The sequence below is a fragment of the Pseudoalteromonas sp. OANN1 genome (assembly GCF_024124685.1).
In the GTDB taxonomy this organism is placed as follows: Bacteria; Pseudomonadota; Gammaproteobacteria; order Enterobacterales; family Alteromonadaceae; genus Pseudoalteromonas; species Pseudoalteromonas piscicida.
In genome coordinates this window covers 123,434-141,016 of the sequence record NZ_JAMXSE010000013.1, presented here as the reverse complement: position 1 = coordinate 141,016, position 17,583 = coordinate 123,434, and the positions used below count along the sequence as shown (strand labels likewise).

At 44.0% G+C, this 17,583-nt stretch carries 18 protein-coding genes and 4 tRNA genes; 10 read left to right on the top strand and 12 right to left on the bottom strand.

The genetic code is table 11. The annotated features are described in order from the left end of the window. The 8 genes from NH462_RS12650 to murB form a co-directional block, all read right to left on the bottom strand. Positions 1 to 208: GTP-binding protein (locus NH462_RS12650; protein ID WP_239360500.1), on the bottom strand; the 208-nt coding region annotated here is incomplete at its 3' end. Positions 209 to 345: 137 nt separating this feature from the next. Continuing rightward, positions 346 to 421, bottom strand: a tRNA-Thr gene (locus tag NH462_RS12645). Positions 422 to 434: 13 nt separating this feature from the next. After that, positions 435 to 509: transfer RNA gene (locus tag NH462_RS12640), tRNA-Gly, on the bottom strand. Positions 510 to 553: 44 nt separating this feature from the next. Further along, positions 554 to 638, bottom strand: a tRNA-Tyr gene (locus NH462_RS12635). A gap of 48 nt (positions 639 to 686) precedes the next feature. Next, a tRNA-Thr gene (locus tag NH462_RS12630) sits at positions 687 to 762 on the bottom strand. Positions 763 to 886: 124 nt separating this feature from the next. Beyond that, positions 887 to 1,579, bottom strand: a complete 693-nt coding sequence (locus NH462_RS12625; RefSeq protein ID WP_017219368.1) for a type III pantothenate kinase — start codon at positions 1,577 to 1,579, stop codon at positions 887 to 889. Then, complete coding sequence (gene birA / locus NH462_RS12620; RefSeq protein ID WP_253105869.1) at positions 1,576 to 2,568, bottom strand: bifunctional biotin--[acetyl-CoA-carboxylase] ligase/biotin operon repressor BirA; 993 nt, start codon at positions 2,566 to 2,568, stop codon at positions 1,576 to 1,578. The genes NH462_RS12625 and birA overlap by 4 nt, the downstream gene beginning before the upstream one ends. Beyond that, positions 2,555 to 3,574: a UDP-N-acetylmuramate dehydrogenase gene (gene murB / locus NH462_RS12615; RefSeq protein WP_253105868.1), complete on the bottom strand. Its 1,020-nt coding sequence runs from the start codon at positions 3,572 to 3,574 to the stop codon at positions 2,555 to 2,557. The genes birA and murB overlap by 14 nt, the downstream gene beginning before the upstream one ends. 183 nt (positions 3,575 to 3,757) lie before the next feature. Between murB and NH462_RS12610 the strand changes: the two genes are divergently transcribed. Further along, positions 3,758 to 5,602, top strand: a complete 1,845-nt coding sequence (locus NH462_RS12610; RefSeq protein WP_253105871.1) for a M1 family metallopeptidase — start codon at positions 3,758 to 3,760, stop codon at positions 5,600 to 5,602. Positions 5,603 to 5,673: 71 nt separating this feature from the next. On the opposite strand, the gene hemE is transcribed toward NH462_RS12610, so the two are convergent. After that, positions 5,674 to 6,738: a uroporphyrinogen decarboxylase gene (gene hemE, locus NH462_RS12605; RefSeq protein WP_253105867.1), complete on the bottom strand. Its 1,065-nt coding sequence runs from the start codon at positions 6,736 to 6,738 to the stop codon at positions 5,674 to 5,676. 466 nt (positions 6,739 to 7,204) lie between these two features. On the opposite strand from hemE, the gene NH462_RS12600 reads away from it, so the two are divergent. Next, on the top strand, positions 7,205 to 7,675 hold the full coding sequence (locus NH462_RS12600) for an Rsd/AlgQ family anti-sigma factor (protein ID WP_010374541.1): 471 nt from the start codon (positions 7,205 to 7,207) through the stop codon (positions 7,673 to 7,675). Positions 7,676 to 7,751: 76 nt separating this feature from the next. On the opposite strand, the gene fkpA is transcribed toward NH462_RS12600, so the two are convergent. Beyond that, positions 7,752 to 8,504 carry an FKBP-type peptidyl-prolyl cis-trans isomerase gene (gene fkpA / locus NH462_RS12595; protein ID WP_026001096.1) on the bottom strand — a complete coding sequence of 251 codons (753 nt, stop codon included), beginning with the start codon at positions 8,502 to 8,504 and terminating at the stop codon, positions 7,752 to 7,754. A 268-nt stretch (positions 8,505 to 8,772) separates the two neighbouring features. Between fkpA and NH462_RS12590 the strand changes: the two genes are divergently transcribed. After that, positions 8,773 to 9,786: a hypothetical protein gene (locus NH462_RS12590; protein WP_253105866.1), complete on the top strand. Its 1,014-nt coding sequence runs from the start codon at positions 8,773 to 8,775 to the stop codon at positions 9,784 to 9,786. Next, on the top strand, positions 9,783 to 9,995 hold the full coding sequence (locus NH462_RS12585) for a SlyX family protein (RefSeq protein WP_253105865.1): 213 nt from the start codon (positions 9,783 to 9,785) through the stop codon (positions 9,993 to 9,995). Before NH462_RS12590 ends, NH462_RS12585 begins: the two co-directional genes overlap by 4 nt. 28 nt (positions 9,996 to 10,023) lie before the next feature. On the opposite strand, the gene NH462_RS12580 is transcribed toward NH462_RS12585, so the two are convergent. Further along, positions 10,024 to 10,224, bottom strand: a complete 201-nt coding sequence (locus NH462_RS12580; protein WP_010374531.1) for a YheV family putative zinc ribbon protein — start codon at positions 10,222 to 10,224, stop codon at positions 10,024 to 10,026. 130 nt (positions 10,225 to 10,354) lie between these two features. Between NH462_RS12580 and NH462_RS12575 the strand changes: the two genes are divergently transcribed. The 6 genes from NH462_RS12575 (at position 10,355) to NH462_RS12550 (ending at position 15,838) form a co-directional block, all read left to right on the top strand. Further along, complete coding sequence (locus NH462_RS12575) at positions 10,355 to 12,283, top strand: ATP-binding cassette domain-containing protein (protein WP_253105864.1); 1,929 nt, start codon at positions 10,355 to 10,357, stop codon at positions 12,281 to 12,283. Then, on the top strand, positions 12,277 to 12,726 hold the full coding sequence (locus NH462_RS12570; protein ID WP_010374528.1) for a TIGR02444 family protein: 450 nt from the start codon (positions 12,277 to 12,279) through the stop codon (positions 12,724 to 12,726). The genes NH462_RS12575 and NH462_RS12570 overlap by 7 nt, the downstream gene beginning before the upstream one ends. A 173-nt stretch (positions 12,727 to 12,899) precedes the next feature. Further along, complete coding sequence (locus NH462_RS12565; RefSeq protein ID WP_010374526.1) at positions 12,900 to 13,046, top strand: hypothetical protein; 147 nt, start codon at positions 12,900 to 12,902, stop codon at positions 13,044 to 13,046. A gap of 247 nt (positions 13,047 to 13,293) precedes the next feature. After that, complete coding sequence (locus NH462_RS12560; protein WP_095726598.1) at positions 13,294 to 14,301, top strand: hydrolase; 1,008 nt, start codon at positions 13,294 to 13,296, stop codon at positions 14,299 to 14,301. Position 14,302: 1 nt separating this feature from the next. Then, positions 14,303 to 14,548 (top strand): YheU family protein, encoded by a 246-nt coding sequence (locus NH462_RS12555; RefSeq protein WP_010374521.1) that lies wholly within the window; start codon positions 14,303 to 14,305, stop codon positions 14,546 to 14,548. A 105-nt stretch (positions 14,549 to 14,653) separates the two neighbouring features. Beyond that, the gene (locus tag NH462_RS12550) at positions 14,654 to 15,838 is read left to right on the top strand and encodes a dipeptidase (protein WP_039494707.1); all 1,185 of its coding nucleotides are present in this window, start codon (positions 14,654 to 14,656) and stop codon (positions 15,836 to 15,838) included. Between the two features lie 54 nt (positions 15,839 to 15,892). Here NH462_RS12550 and NH462_RS12545 read toward each other — a convergent pair whose 3' ends face one another. Beyond that, positions 15,893 to 17,482 (bottom strand): methyl-accepting chemotaxis protein, encoded by a 1,590-nt coding sequence (locus NH462_RS12545; protein ID WP_253105863.1) that lies wholly within the window; start codon positions 17,480 to 17,482, stop codon positions 15,893 to 15,895. Between the last annotated feature and the right edge of the window lie 101 nt (positions 17,483 to 17,583).

The window sequence follows — 17,583 nt, the reverse complement described above, 5'->3', positions numbered from 1 at the left end:
ACTCAACGTGTGAAGTTGAGATTGTGATACCACGCTCACGCTCTTCTGGAGCGTTATCGATTGATGCGAAGTCTTTTGCTGTACCACCGTATACTTTTGCAAGTACGTTAGTGATTGCTGCAGTTAGAGTTGTTTTACCGTGGTCAACGTGGCCGATAGTACCAACGTTTACGTGCGGTTTTACGCGTTCAAACTTTTCTTTTGCCATGACGAAACCTATAAGTTTTGTGTATCTAGATTACATATAAAAATAATCCACGACGAGTGTGGATTAGAATTATTCAGTCTATTATAAATATTTTTTCGACAATTCAAAGGAAGTATTTGAGAAGATTCTTCGGAGACTGGTGCTGATAGGCAGATTTGAACTGCCGACCTCACCCTTACCAAGGGTGCGCTCTACCAACTGAGCTATATCAGCACGCCAGACGAACTGGAGCGGGCAGCGGGAATCGAACCCGCATCATCAGCTTGGAAGGCTGAGGTAATAGCCATTATACGATGCCCGCTTTAGGAACCTGTTCTTAACTACCTCTAACCGTCAAGAATAAAGTGGTGGAGGGAGCTGGATTCGAACCAGCGAAGGCTGAGCCGTCAGATTTACAGTCTGATCCCTTTGGCCGCTCGGGAACCCCTCCACGTAAAATTCTTTCCTAAAGCATCCTATACAAGATAGGGTAAAAAGATGGTGCCGACTATCCGAGTCGAACGGATGACCTACTGATTACAAGTCAGTTGCTCTACCAACTGAGCTAAGTCGGCACTGCTTTAGTACGGGGCGAGATATTAGAGCAACCATTGACTTGATGCAACAGGAATATGCAAAAAAATTTAAATTTATTGTTCAAACGCTCAGTTTTAAGCCAATCCCATGACATTTTTACAGTTATTGTGGGTTTTTCCACCAAACTGACAGCCCTTTGAATACCAAAAGGTCATCAAAAACCGCTGACTCGATATGGTTTTTAATTAACTCGCCATATCCACCTGCGCACAATACCAACGCAGACTCATTATTAAGTTGCTGTTTTGCACTATGGACGAGTCCAAGCGTTGCGGCTAACGCACCATTTTTCACCGCTTCAGGTGTATTTTTAGCAAATTCTGCGGCAAACGGCGTGTTCTCATCACAAAATACCCGCTCTGCACGCGCGGTAATACTGGAAATCATGAGATCGATACCTGGCAAAATCCACCCGCCCATGTGTATTCCTTGCGCAGTCACTACATCAACCGTGGTCGCAGTGCCAGAATCAATCACGATTATATCTTGCGTTGGATATAGAGCATGCGCGGCAAGTACCGCGAGCCACCTATCAATCCCCAAATTTTTAAAACTAGGATAGGCACAAGTTACCCCAGCTCGCCTTGGCGATACGTGTGCTTGTTCGAGCACAAGACCAAACTCAGAGGCGCGACTTTCCACCCACTGTAATCCCGCTCCCTTACCAACCTGAGAGCAGACAATTGCAGTTAGCTTTTGCCATTCAATATCACTTTCTTTTACAGGACTAATACGGCGTTCATGCTCAAGCGCATATTTAACTGCAGTATTACCTACGTCAATTAGCAGTTTCACGATATCACCTTTCTTAACGAAATTTCACCGCCATAAAAAGCTTTAAGCTCACCATCTTGCCTAAGCAATAAGCCCCCTTGCATATCGATGCCTTCACAGATCCCACGCCATTCTCTCTGTCCTGTACTCAAGGTCACTGCGTCACCTTTAAAGGCATTTAGACCATTCCACTCGGTCACCATTTCGCTTAGTCCAGACTCTTTATACTGGGCAAGACGCTCAGACAAAGAGTGAGTGAGCTGCACCACTAACTGATTTTTATCAATTTGGCCTAAGTGCGTTTGCAGATCTGTCCAAGCTTGGTCGATGTGTTTAGAGGCTGATTCTGGCATGCATATATTTAGCCCAATCCCAATCACAAGATGGCAAGGCCCTTCTACTTGCCCCTCTAGCTCAACCAAAATCCCCGCCAGTTTTTGCTGGTTGAGATATATATCGTTTGGCCATTTTAATTCAACGGAAATACCATAAAGGACCTTTAACGCATCATATACCGCAAGTCCTACAGCAATAGATAAGCCCATCGCGGCTTGCATACCAGCGTCAAACTGCCAATAATAACTGTAATAAAGGTTAGCACCAAAGGGCGATTGCCATACCCGACCTCTGCGCCCTCTGCCAGCTTGCTGCATTTCTGCCACCAAGACATGGCCTGAGCCCATATTCTGTTTGTCCTGCAAACGACGCATTAGCTCGCTATTCGTTGAGTCTATAATTGCGTGATATTCGATAGGACACTCACTTTGAAACTGCTGTTGCCATAGAGTATTCAACTTACTTTGATGAATAAGCGGTAAGTTATAATTGAGTTTATAGCCGCGGCCATTGACTCGAAAAATATCCACGCCCATCTCTTGCAACGCCGCTATATGCTTCGCAATAGCCGCGCGACTAATACCTAATTGTTCGCCAAGTTCTTGCCCTGAGACAAATTCTCCTTTATTCAAGGCTGCTAAAATCGTTTGCTTTTTATGATCAGGCGTTTTCATGGCATTCCACACTTTGCAACTGACATTCACCATGCTTTGTTATAAGGCGCACTTCATGCTCGAGTAACACAGCAAATTTTTGCCAAACGGTTTGCTGAATATGGCTCACTAACTGTGTTAAATCTTCGCCGGTGCTGCCACCACTATGAACAAGTACCAGCGCTTGTTTCTCATACACACGAATGGCTCCACGGTGACAGCCTTTTAGACCCGCTTTGTCAATTAACCAGCCAGCCGCAAGTTTTACATGGTCATTGTCCACATCAAACGCTGGCACCTCAGGAAATTTACTTTTCAACTGAGCTGCAAACGCCCTATCAACCACTGGGTTTTTAAAAAAGCTCCCGGCATTTGCAAGTGTCGCAGGATCGGGCAATTTACTGTTTCTGGTAACTATCACCGCTTCACAAATCTCTTGTGCAGTTGCTGTATCACTCAAGCTTTGTAGTGGGCCATAACTTAACGTTGGCTGCCAACGTTTAGGCAGTGTAAATGTCACTTCTGTAATCACAAACTTATCTTTTAGGCGGTGTTTAAAGACCGAATCTCGATAGCCAAATTCACACTCTGCATTTGTTAATGTAGTGAAGCGCCGCTCGACAATATCAAATCCTCTAACGGCAGTGATAAATTGAGATACTTCAACACCGTAGGCGCCGATATTTTGTACCGGCGCCGCGCCAACGGTACCAGGGATCAACGCGAGATTTTCTAATCCGTCAATTCCGTTATCAAGCAGCTTTGTAACGAGCTGGTGCCAGTTTTCTCCAGCAGCGACTGTAACGATGTAATCATCATCTTGTTGCTCGATATCGACACCTAAGGTCGCAAGCTTAATAACGGTTCCAGCATAGTCTTCCAGAAAAATGGTATTACTCCCTTCCCCAATTAAAAAGAAAGGACGACTGAAATCGAGCTCAACCAGCGTATGTGGATCTGTGATAACGATAAGGGACTCGCAACCCGACGGCAGCGAAAAAGTGTGATAAGACTGCAAACTAGTCACTGCAGCACCTTGCCAATATTAACTAAACTGGCGCTAGTGTAGCGCATTGCCCTGACTTACGCATTAACGTCATCTTGCCCACCATTTTATGTAACCCATCGGCTTATACTGTTTAAATGGTCAGAAATTAGTTATGTTAGCCGTTCTAATTGGGAATATTCTTTTTATAAGAGCAGCATTATGATTAAACTTTCGGCACTTACGCTCAGCCTTGCCATGGCTGGCCTTGTCCACACTGCTGATGTAAACGCAGCCGTTGACCAACACACTTACGCCAATCTTAACGATGTTATTACCACACACTTGCATTTAGACCTAGACGTTGACTTTGAAGATAAGCAGCTAGAAGGTTTTGTTGAACACACACTAGATTGGCTGAATCGCCAAGCAAGAACGCTGGTACTAGATACGCGTGACCTCGAAATCGACAAAGTGATGTATCAAGGTAAAGATGATAAATGGCATACCGCCAAGTTTGATCTTGCCAAGCGCGATGATGTGAAAGGTGCTAAGTTAACTATTCACTTTAAAGAGCAAGCAAAAAAAGCACGTATTTATTACAACAGCTTGCCAGTAGCATCAGGTCTACAGTGGTTAACACCGCAGCAAACCGCAAGTAAATCTCACCCATTTATGTATAGCCAATCTCAAGCTATTCATGCTCGTAGTTGGATCCCTGTGCAGGATACGCCAGCAATGCGTGTGACTTACTCTGCTCGCGTACATACGCCTAAAGATGTACGTGCGGTAATGAGTGCGGACAATACCGGCGCATTGATCAAAGATGGCGATTATTGGTTTGATATGCCGCAAGCTATCCCACCGTACCTAATTGCAATTGGTGCAGGTAACCTTGAATATAAAGAGATGTCGCACCAAACTGCGATTTTTGCAGAACCGCAAATCCTCGATGCCTCTGTTGCTGAGTTTAATGATACGCAAGCGATGATCGATAAAACCAATGCCATGTATGGTGAATACGCTTGGGGTAGATACGACCTGCTCATGTTGCCGCCTAGCTTCCCGTTTGGTGGTATGGAAAATCCACGCCTGTCATTTATCACGCCAACTGTAGTTGCCGGTGACAAAAGCTTAGTAAACCTAATCGCCCACGAGCTAGCGCACTCTTGGTCTGGCAACTTAGTGACCAACGCGACGTGGGAAGACCTATGGCTAAATGAGGGTTTCACCTCTTACGTTGAAAACCGTATTATGGAAGAAGTGTTTGGTCGTGACCGCGCGGTGATGGAACAAGCACTTGACGCTGCAGGCCTACGCGCACAACTTAAAACTATTGCCGCCCCTGATACACGCATGAATTTAGAGCTTAATGGCCGCGACCCTGACGATGCGTTTAGCTCTGTACCTTACACTAAAGGTCAATTATTCCTTATTTATCTAGAAGAAAAGTTTGGTCGTGACAAGTTCGACAAGTTTGTTAAAACCTACTTTAACACTTTCTCTTTTAAATCTCTGACTACTGATGAATTCGTCGCGTACTTAGACAAAAACTTGCTACAGCAATATCCTGGTATCGTGAGCTTAGAAAAAGCCAAAGAGTGGATTTATGAGCCAGGCTTGCCAAGCGACGCACCGAACCCAACTTCTGATGCTTTTGAAAAAGTGGATGCGCTAACTCAAGCTTGGTTAAAAGACGAGAAAACACTTGCAGATTTACCGACCGACGCTTGGACAGTACATGAGTGGCTGCACTTTATTAATAACTTACCAAGAGATCTCGCCATCGAGCGTATGGAAGCATTGGACAAGGCATTTAAGCTGACGCAATCGACCAACGCTGAACGCGCTTTTGCTTGGTATATGCTAGCAGTAGGTAACGGCTACCAAGCTATTTACCCAGACCTTGAGAAGCATCTAGTAAGTATTGGTCGTCGCAAGCTTATTGTGAATTTATACAAGTCTCTCATTAAGAATGGCAAGCGTGACTGGGCTTACCGTGTTTATCAACAAGCACGTCCAGGATACCACCCACTTGCTCAAGGCACCATCGACGCCTTATTTGAATAATACATTTCAAAAACAAAAAGAGCGCTTCAATAAGCGCTCTTTGCTATTTTAAGTTTAAGTTCAAACTTAAATTACTTGTGATATTGACGGCTAAATTCGTGAACCGAATTGATGAAAACACCTGCATTTTCAGGGTCAACATCAGGCGTAATGCCATGGCCTAAGTTAAAGACATGACCATTACCTTCGCCAAAACCAGCTAAGATATGCTGAACTTCTTCACGAATACGCTCATGGGTACCGTGTAGCATTGAAGGATCCATATTACCTTGTAGTGCAACTTTATCGCCTACACGACGTTTTGCATCGGCGATATCAATCGTCCAATCAAGGCCAACTGCATCACATCCAGTAGCTGCAATTGCTTCAATCCATTGACCGCCGTTCTTCGTGAATAATGTCACGGGTACTTTGCGACCGTCATTTTCACGGATCAGGCCATCTACAATTTTGTGCATATATTGTAGTGAAAACTCTTTGTAGTCACGTGGGCTTAACACCCCGCCCCATGAGTCGAAGATCATTAGCGACTGAGCACCCGCTTTTACTTGCGCATTTAGGTAGTCGATAACCGAATCGGCCACTTTATCTAGCAGTAAGTGCAGTGTCTGCGGCTCCGCAAACGCCATCTTTTTAATCTTACCGAATGTTTTGCTACTACCGCCTTCAATCATGTAAGTCGCTAGCGTCCATGGTGAGCCGGAGAAACCAATAAGTGGTACTTCACCTTTAAGCTCACGACGAATTGTGCTCACCGCATTCATTACATAACCAAGCTCATCGGTTGGATCTAATTTTGGTAGCTTTTTAACATCATCTAACGATTGGATAGGACGCTCAAACTTTGGACCTTCACCAGTTTCAAAGTAAAGTCCAAGTCCCATTGCATCTGGAATAGTCAAAATATCGCTAAACAGAATCGCCGCATCTAGTGGATAACGACGCAGCGGCTGTAATGTCACTTCACATGCCAGTTCTGCATTTTTACAAAGGCTCATAAAGTCACCAGCTTGTGCTCTGGTGGCACGATACTCTGGTAGATAACGACCAGCTTGGCGCATCATCCATACTGGTGTGACGTCAACTGGTTGTTTTAATAGCGCTCGTAAATAACGATCGTTTTTTAATTCGCTCATAGCGTCTCTATTCCAATACTTAAATTCAATTGTGCGGATTGTATCACTAAGTGCACATGGGCACTATCTAAACTATCCTTGCCAACGCCTCGTTATGATCTAGATTAAACCTCACTTTATTAGGAACAAATTCATAAGCTTGTGTAAAAATTACCGAAACAAGCGATTAAACTGTTTGCAACACGATTAAAAGGTTGGTATAAAATTACCGCGTTAGAAAAATAACAACAAAACACCTTCAATTAGAAAAATAACAACATTACGCAACAAGCTAAACTGCTATTTTGAACCACCTTGAGTTTCTCTCGGTGGTTTTTTTATTTTTATCCTCCTGAATTTGTTAACATTCCCGATAATCAAACCAATAATCTTTTGATCTTTTTACGCTTTTACAGAAAAAATTGGTTGACCTTTTGCCCCGTTTCCCTTTCCATAGAGGTAGGTAACCCGCTTAAGGAGAATCACTATGCTTTCGCAGTTAGAACAAGCCCAACAGAAATGGGGAGGCAGCCATAGTGTAATTGATGCATGGTTAGCAGAGCGTCAGGAACTATTGGTTTTATATTATAAAGTTGCAGGATGCTCACCAACTCGAAATGGTAAAGCACTTCCTGAGCAAGTTGACATTCAGTCATTCTGCCAGATTTTGATGGACTATCTTTCAGCTGGTCATTTTGAAATTTATGACAACATTGTTGAGGCCTGCCAAGAAAAAGGCCCTGAAAGCGCAAAACTGGCTCAGTCACTGTACCCTCGGATCACAGATACGACTGATACCGCACTTGATTTCAACGACAAATACGCTGAAGTAAATCAAGAAACGCAAGAATTAACAGACTTCGATAACGACCTGTCTGTGTTAGGTGAAACGCTTGAGTTACGCTTCCAATTGGAAGATGAGCTGATCGATAACCTTTATTCTAATCACACTGAATAGTCTAAATTTGCGGGCACCAAAATATAAAAAAAGGTGAGATAGCTATCTCACCTTTTTCTTTACGGACACTGCCAAATTATTCAGCAGCTTCTTCAGCTTCGTCTTCGATACCTAGCAGTTCAACTTCAAATACCAGTGTTGAGTTTGCTGGAATTTTACCAAGGTTACGAGTGCCGTATGCAAGCTCCGCAGGAATCGTAAACTTATACTTAGCGCCAGTGTTCATTAACTGCAGACCTTCAGTCCAACCTGCAATAACTTGATTTAGGTTGAAAGTGGCAGGCTCATTACGTGCATAAGAGCTATCGAACTCAGAACCATCTAACAAAGTACCTTTATAATGTACTGTCACCTTGTCTGTTGCGACTGGCTTTTTACCATCACCTTCGCTTAGCACTTCATACTGAAGACCTGACTCAGTCACCTGAACGCCCTCTTTCTTCGCGTTCTCAGCTAGGTACTTATCGCCTTCTTCTTTATTCTTCTTCGCATCAGCTTCAACTTTAGCAGCTTGCTTTTCACGAACAGAAGAATCTAGTGAAGTGAGTACTTCACGGATTTTTGCTTCATCCAGCTTAGCTTCACCAGCCAGAGCGTCTTTAAAACCACGCATAAGTAACTCTTGATCAAGTTCAATGCCTAGCTCTTTTTTATCCGCTAAGTCTTTTTGCAAGAAGTTACCAACTGAAGCACCGATACCGTATGCTTGCTGTTGCACCTCTGTATCTAGCTTAACTTCAGCAGGCTTCTGCTCTTCTGCTTTTTTATTACACGCTACTAGTGCTAACACTGAAGCAGCAACGAGTGACAGTTTAATCGTCTGTTTCATTCTCAACTCTCCGACAGTCCCTACTATCAAAACACCAATGCTCGCGCAAGAGAGCTTGATATGCGGTGCCATTGTTAATTTTATATTAATAAGAAAAGGTGCTAGCCACATTAACATTCTCTGATCAGAATGCCAATATGCATTTGCTTGCCATTATCGCGTAACGACATTACGCTTTTAATACGCTAATATCAAAATAATATCTTGTTTTTAGTGCCTTTAGTCTACCTGTTGTAGGCTTCGGAGTTAAGGAGGATTTACCTAATTTATGGTCAAACTCGTCAACATTAAGTGGACAAGCCTCCTCTTTGCATGCGCGATGCTCAGTTGCTTCACCTTAACCGGCTGTGGCCCTGACACTTCAAAAGCCGTTATGACCGTAGAACATGCCAGCAGAGGGGCATTTTCTGCTGCTATCTCTGCGGACGGTCACTACAGCCTTGTTTCTTCCATAGAGCATGGGGCCGTACTTTGGGATAATCAAGAGCAAGGCCTCAAATTTCAATGGCGTCACTCTGATGCCCCCGACGATCTCATTCACTCACTGGCTTTAGCTAATGACAACTCCACGGCCGTCACTGCCACTGATAAAACATTCGCCATCTGGAGCATCGAAAGCGGTCAAAACCTAGGATATTTTGAGATCGAGTCTGGCACTATTCGAGATATCGCAATTAGCAATGCGGGCCGATATTTACTCTATGCCCGCAGTGATAGCGTTGTCGTTCACCTCGACTTAGAGAGTGGAAGGCGGATAGAGTTCCTTGGACATCAAGAAAATATCAATTCTATTGCCATGTCTCCCAATGGTCACTTTGCCTTAACCGGAGGCAACGACTATACCGCTTACTTTTGGGATACTAGAACGGGGCAAGTGATCCACCGCTTTAACCACCCAAGTCGCGTGACCAAAGTTGCATTAGATGACCAAGGAAGATTTGCTTTTACCGCAGATAGCATGAAAAAAGCGAGTATTTGGCAATTAACTTCTGGTGATCTCAAAGCACAATTACAGTATATTGCTCGCCAGAAAATTTTCAGTGCAGTGCGCTTTAATCAAGACGCAACGCTCTTGGCTACCGGCTCACCTAACCGCGAGCTTATTTTATGGCAAGTGAGTGATGGGGAACGATTGCAAACTTGGCGTGTACAACCCCGAGAAGGCAGCCGCCCTAAGTCTGCGGTTGTCTTTGACGTTGCTTTTCAAGACCGAGACACTGCATTGTTAACCGAAAGCTCCAGCGGACTACTGGAAAAATTTGCGCAGGTGAAAAAGCCATGAATGAAATCGAAAACAGAATTACTGAGCTTGAGGCTAAGCTTGCCTTTCAAGAAGATACAATCGAAACCTTAAATGAAGAGCTAAAGGCACATCAGCAGCGCTTGGCTAAAATGCAACGACAAATTGAGCTATTGGCAGAGAAAATGAAAGAAGGCCGCGACCCAGGTTTAATTCCTCAACATCAAGAGCCACCACCACCGCACTACTAACAAACAAATTGAAAACCGGGGTGAGCACTCACTCCGGTTTGAACACCCCAATGACTTGCTCAAACTGGCGTGTAGAAGCCTGTACCGCGTCTTTCGGCTGTGACATTACGTGGCCACACTCAACACATTCAACTTTTTCAACATCATGCTCTTTGTAGAGCATCATTACGTCGATTTTTTGGCATTCTGGACAACTTGCCCCTGCAATAAAACGCTTCTTAACTTTCAACTCTACACCTCTAATGAACACCGAGTTTAAGGTTTGTCATTTTATCCTAATTTTATTTGTCATGATACGCTTGGAGTAAGGGATTGGATCCATGCTATGATGCGCGCAATTTAGACAGACTTTTAGAATTATGATCCAACTTTCTGATATCGAGCTACTTCGTGGCAGTAAAACACTGCTAAAACAAGCTAATGCAACGCTTTATCCACAACATAAGGCGGGCCTTGTCGGTGCCAATGGCTGTGGTAAATCATCTCTCTTTGCGCTGCTAAAAGGTGAGCTGCAACTCGATTCAGGTGATTTTTCTATTCCAAAAGATTGGTCTATTGCATCGGTAAAACAAGAAACCCCAGCACTCTCCATTAGCGCCCTCGAGTATGTACTACAGGGACACCCTGAATACTATGTATTGAGAACGCAGCTACAACAAGCGGAGCGGGACGGTGATGGGGAACTACAAGCAAAAGCACACCAACAGCTAGAGAACATCAAAGGGTATAGTATTGAAGCCAAAGCGGGTGAACTACTCCATGGCCTTGGTTTTAGCAATGAACAGATTGAGTTTGCCGTTAGCGACTTTTCTGGTGGCTGGCGCATGCGCTTGAACCTTGCGCAAGCGCTGATCCGCGATGCCGATTTATTGCTTTTGGATGAGCCAACCAACCACTTGGATTTGGACGCTGTTTATTGGCTAGAACGCTTTTTGCGCGCCTATCAGGGTACATTAGTGCTTATTTCTCACGACCGCGAATTTTTAGATGCGGTTGTTGGCGAGATTTGGCATATCGACCAACAGCAGATCAACGTCTATAAAGGTCACTATTCTCAGTTTGAGCGTCAAAAAGCAGAGCGCATGGCACAGCACCAAGCGCTTTACGAGAAGCAACAAGAAACGATTGCACATTTAGAGAAGTTTATTACCCGCTTTAAAGCGAAAGCGAGTAAAGCAAAACAAGCGCAAAGTCGAGTGAAGGCCCTTGAACGCATGGAAATGCTCGCGCCCGCTCATGCAGATTCACCATTTAATTTTGAATTTGCAGATCCAACAAGCTTGCCTAATCCATTGATGACACTAGAACAAGCCAAAGCGGGCTATGGTGACGTTACCATTTTGCATGACATCAAGCTTAATCTGGTCCCAGGTAGCCGTATTGCGTTACTTGGCCGTAACGGCGCTGGTAAATCGACCCTAATCAAGTTACTGGCCGGCGATTTAACCCCACAAGCTGGTGAAGTGTTTCAACACCAAGGATTAAATGTAGGCTATTTTGCTCAGCATCAGCTTGAGTCTCTCGATCTTGAGGCCAGTGCGGTTACCCATATTCAACGTCTAGACCCTAAAGTACCAGAGCAGCTTATTCGTGATTTCTTGGGCGGTTTTGCTTTTCATGGTGATAAGGCCCTCGAACCCGTTGCGCCGTTTTCTGGTGGCGAAAAAGCACGACTCGTACTAGCGATGTTGGTGTATCAAAAGCCGAACTTGCTGTTACTCGATGAGCCAACCAACCACCTAGATTTAGAAATGCGACACGCACTTGTAATGGCCTTGCAAGGTTTTGAGGGTGCAATGGTCACGGTTTCCCACGATCGCCACATGCTGAAAAATACCGCTGACGAGTACTATTTAGTTGATAATGGAACCGTTTCTCAGTTTGGCTATGACTTAGATGCTTATTACCAATGGCTCATGAATGCTAATAAAGAGCAAGCGAAATCAAGTGACTCAGAGGCTGAACCAAAGCAAAACTCTAATGCCAATCGTAAAGAGCAAAAGCGTCTTGAAGCCGAATTCAGAAAAACCATTCAGCCGTTGAAAAAGTCGATTGAAAAGCTCGAAAAACAGCTCGACAGGCTCACTGAGCAAGCAGACGAAATTGAGCAAGCTTTGGCTGACAACAGCATATACACGGACGAGAACAAAGCAAAACTAAGTGACTTACTGGCAAAACAAGCCAAGATAACCCCAGAGCTTAATGACACAGAAGAAAACTTATTAATGGCACTGGAAGAGTTAGAAGAAAAGCAAAACCATTTCGATGAGACTGGAGAGATATGCTAAGTCGTGAAGACTTTTGGCAGTTTGCCTGTGAATTCTACAGCCGCCCGCAAATGCAATCGCGGCTGCTGAATTTGCAAGATGCTGCAGGCAAAAATATCAACCTGTGTTTGTTACTTTGTTACCTAGACACTTTAGCACTGACGATTACCCCCGACACCCTAGCCTCACTGGTAAATACTGCTAAGCAATTTGACCAAGCGGTGTTACAACCTCAACGCGCGATCCGCAACACCCTAAAAGCACATCATCAAGACTACCAAGACTATAAAAAGTTGCGTTCAGCGATGCTGACTGCAGAGCTTGAGCTTGAAAAGCGCCAACAAGCGTTATTGCTGGAGACATTAAAGCGCTTTTCATTTGTGCCACTGCAATCATGTAGCAATGTGCTGCTCTATTTGAGTCAGAGTGAGTACGACGCTTTATTCAATACGACTGACTTCTAAACCATTAAATCAATATAAGCCCTGTTATTTACCCAACTTAGATATAAAACCTGATCGAGATCAAGCCTTTGCCTAGGTTTAATTTCACTCAGGATTGAAACTTGATCTTGATCATATCAAGTCCCTCAGACCTCCACTACTATTTACTCATCGACAAATTAGGAGGCACAGCCATGAACGTATTCTTTAGAGACTTTTTTTCCGACCCTGTGTTGTTTCTGTCTTTTGGCTTTTTAGGGATTGTAATTTTGCTGTGCTGTTATTACGTCTACTTTTTCATTAAAAAAGTCATGGACGCTGAAGTACCTAACGAACAATAGAACAGATTTAAATGTATTACCTTGGGGCGATTGAAGAATAAGTAGTAGAAGATCGGCTCGACGTAGTTCCCCAACTTGCAGAATTAAGCACGACGCACAAAGCACCTTATCAGTTTACTGGTCGGGTGCTTTTTATTTGCTTAACCCTCAACTGATAATACGTTAAACTGGCTAAAACGTGTTTTGCAACTGGATAGCTTCCTTTCTTTGCTTTACGAGCAACCGTCAAAAAGACGCAGTTTCAATTATGAATCAAGCCATGAAAACAATAACAGCCGATAATTACGAATTTAAACCCGCTTGGTGGATGCGCAACCGCCATGCCCAAACCATACTTCCGCGATTCTTTAGGCCGAGATTACAGGTGCCCGTCGACTATGAAACACTAGACACACCAGACGATGACTTTTTAGAACTTGCATGGGCAAAACACGGCGATAAATCAGCACCTTTGGTTGTGGTATTGCATGGGCTAGAAGGCAATATCAACAGCTTTTATGCAAAAGGCCTATTAAAAGCGTTGGTACACCATGGTTTTGATGCCGTACTGATGCATTTTCGCAACTGCTCACGTGAAGTGAATCGCCAAGCCAGGGCTTATCATAGCGGCGAAACCTCAGATCTTGGCTTTTTTATAGACACGCTAAAAGCCCGTTTTCCTAAACGGCCATTATTTGCGGTTGGTTTCTCGCTCGGCGGTAATGTACTTGCCAAATACTTGGGAGAAACCAAATCGCAAAGCGGTCTTGAGGCTGGCGTCGTTGTCTCAGCGCCTTATCACCTTTCTTCCTCTTGCCAGGTGATCAGGAAGAGCTGTTTTAAACTCTATCAAAAATACTTGCTAGACAGGATGAAGAAGTCTTTTTCACGTAAGCTAGACACCATCCAGTCGCAAATTAGGATAGACAAGCCTGCCCTTTATGCCATTGATGACCTATGGCAATTTGACGATAAGATAACGGCTCCGCTGCATGGTTTTAACGGCGCGGAAGACTATTACGCACAAGCAAGTTCGCAGCCCTACTTAACCCAGATCACGACACCAACACTCCTGATCCACGCCGAAGATGACCCCATGCTATCATCACAAGCCGTGCCTACAGCCGCTCAGGTTAACTCACCGGTGACGCTCGCAGTGAGTCCGCACGGTGGTCACGTAGGATTTATTTCGGGAAGTAATCCCTTTAAACCTAGGTTTTGGCTAGAAAGCGTTATCCCACAATATTTACAGCAAATTTATAGTAAGGCTAAGTAGTATGCTCATTCCCTATCAACAACTTCCGCAAGAGACGCTAGACAACCTTATTGAACACTATGTACTGCGTGAAGGAACAGACTATGGCGATACTGAAGTCTGTACCGAGAGCAAAGTCGCGCAAGTGAAAGCACAGCTAAAATCCGGAGAAGCACTGATCGTTTTCTCGGAATTACACGAATCGGTGAATATTGTTAGCAAACAACAATTTCAAGCAATGCAAGCACAGGAAGATTACGAGTATTAAAAAACCTTCAGCTTTCTTTGTATTTAGCGCTAATCGTAAACAGTTGTCGAAGTGACAGGAGTTGTTACAATCAAATTTCTATAACTATAAAGGAAAGGCTATTTTATGAAGCTCGGCACTGCTCTTTGCGCCCTCGCGCTGGCTGTTTCTACCGCTTATGCAACTGAATACAAAGCCTCTGAGCGCGCAGTTAAACTCGCTCACGATAACATCCTAATTGATACACACATCGACGTTCCATATCGCATCCAAAGTAAATGGGATGATGTTAGCCAAGCAACCGAAGGTGGTGATTTTGATTACCCTCGCGCGGTAAAAGGCGGTCTTAATGCGCCATTTATGTCTATTTATATTCCTGCTAATTTAGAATTTGAAGGTAAAGGTAAAAGCTATCAACTCGCCAATCAACTGATTGACGGTATGGAAGCCCTAGCACATCGCGCACCAGATAAATTTGCGATGGCTTACAATACCGACGACATTTATGCGCAATTTGACAGTGGTATTATGTCTATCGCGATGGGCATGGAAAATGGCTCGCCCATTGAAGGTGAGATGAAAAACCTTAAGCATTTTTATGACCGTGGCGTGCGCTATATCACCTTAGCACACTCGCAAAGCAACCATATTTCTGACTCTTCTTATGACGTACGCCGCAAATGGAAAGGCTTGAGCCCATTTGGTAAAGAGCTTGTGGTTGAAATGAACAAAATTGGTATGCTCATTGATGTATCACACATTTCCGATGACGCCTTTTATCAGGTTATGGACATTTCAAAGGTACCGGTCGTTGCTTCACATTCATCCCTGCGTAAATACACCCCAGGATTCGAGCGCAATATGGATGACGAAATGCTGAAAGCCTTGGCAAAAAATGGCGGCGTGATCCAAATTAACTTTGGCTCGAGCTTTGTGACGGCAAAAGCTGGTGCTTGGTATGACAAGCGTGACGAAGCACAAAAAGAAGCCAAAGACAAAGATCGCACCGATTTTAGAGCGGCGTTTAGAGCAAAAAATCCGTTTCCATTTGCCACACTTGATCAAGTGCTAGATCACATTGACCACGTCGTTAAGTTGATAGGGATAGATCATGTAGGGATTGGTTCAGATTACGATGGTGTGGGTGACTCACTACCGGTTGGCCTGAAAGACGTATCAACGTATCCAAATCTTGTGCAGGGTCTTTTGGATAGAGGCTACAGTGACGCTGATATCAAAAAGATTTTAGGTGGCAATACCCTGCGCGTGTGGAAACAGGCCGAAGCTTACGCAAAGAAGTTTGCTAAATAACTGTTCAAAATACTGATTTCATAAGGTGTGCTGCACAGCACACCTTACAAGACCTTAGACTTTAAACTGGGATAATTCATCCACCAATTTACTGGTGACTCGCAGCACATCATCCGAAATTTGATGCGTTTCTCCAGACAATCGCTCACCATCCAATGTTTTGTCATTTAAATCGGTTAGATTACTGCTAATCTCAGTAGATACTGCATTTTGCTGCTGAGTCGCATGAGCGGTTTGCTCTGAAAGCTCAGTCACTTTCACCGCACTTTGTGCAATTAACTCCAATAGCTCCGTTGCCTTCGTAAAGCTTTCTACTGCAACATCAACATACTGCTTACCATCTTCAATGGTCTTTTGTGAGTCCTCTACGCTATGTGAGAATGCTTCTAACATCTTCTGAATATCATTAGTGCTGTCTTGTGTTCGAGTGGCCAGTGACCTGACTTCGTCAGCTACCACTGCAAATCCACGACCTTGTTCACCTGCTCTTGCCGCTTCAATTGCCGCGTTGAGCGCTAATAAATTGGTTTGCTCAGCAATCCCGCGAATAACATCGAGCACTTGCGTAATGTTTTCAGAGTTTTTTTGTAAAGCTAACGAACTGGAGAGTGCCGCTTCCATATTATCAGCAAGATGAGTGATTTTTTGTTTTGAATCAGCCAACACCGTTTTACCTTGTGCTGCGTAGCGATGTGAAGCTTCAGCTTCTTTCAATGAGTTTTCAGCCACCGACGAGACTTCTTGACTTGAGTGACTTAGCTGATTCACCGCGCTAACAATGGTATGTGATGACTTACCAAGCGAGTCGATTAAGTCATGGCACTGTGTGGCATAATGACTGAGTTTTGACGACAAACTCGACAGCTCGCCACCATCTTTCACAAGTGCTGTAACCATCGCCTGTAAACTCTCGAGAAAATGATTAAAGTTTAGCGATAGCTTTGCAAACTCATCATTTCCTTTGATTTCAATGCGACCAGTTAAGTCTCCGTCTCCAGAGGCAATTTCAGAGATCCTATCTGACACAAAGTTTATCTGCTTTGCTAGCTGACGAGGGATCCGATAAGCAATCCAACAAGCAATACCAAGTAGGAGCAAGGCACCAACACCAAGACCCCACTTTATCTGAGTAACCTCAGCAACGACTAACGCACGACTTGCAGCAGATTTTCCATCGGCTAATTCACCGGCTTTATCAAGCACATCACGAACTGCACCAAATAACTTAGCCGACTCAGGTTGAAGCGCTTTATCTGTTGGAGTTTTAATACTCGCCACCGTCACGCGATACCAACTTTGAAAGTCCGCATCAAAAGTTGCAAAACTACCCAGCTCACTCTGGTGGAGTGACATAAACTGTAGATACTTTTGATAGCGCAGTTTGACCTGCTCGGCGTTTTCTTCAAAATCCGCCCACTTATCTTCACCAGCTAATAATTTAAGGTAGGCTTCTTGAGCTTGATAAAAGTCTCTATCCGCATTGAGTACCACTGACACGGCTTTTAAATAGTTTTCAGTTTGGATCTCAAGTGCCGATTGCACTTTATTGAGCAACACCGAAAAACCAAAAAACACAAATAGCAGCACGATCGTCAACATAGCCGTAGGCAACGAACTTTTGACTCGAATACTATGTAAATCCATCTTCATACACCTCAAACAAGAGATAGTAAAAGCCTAGACCATATAAAGATTTATAGACAAATATTCGCAGCATATAGCTACCGAGTTTAATGCTGAAAAAA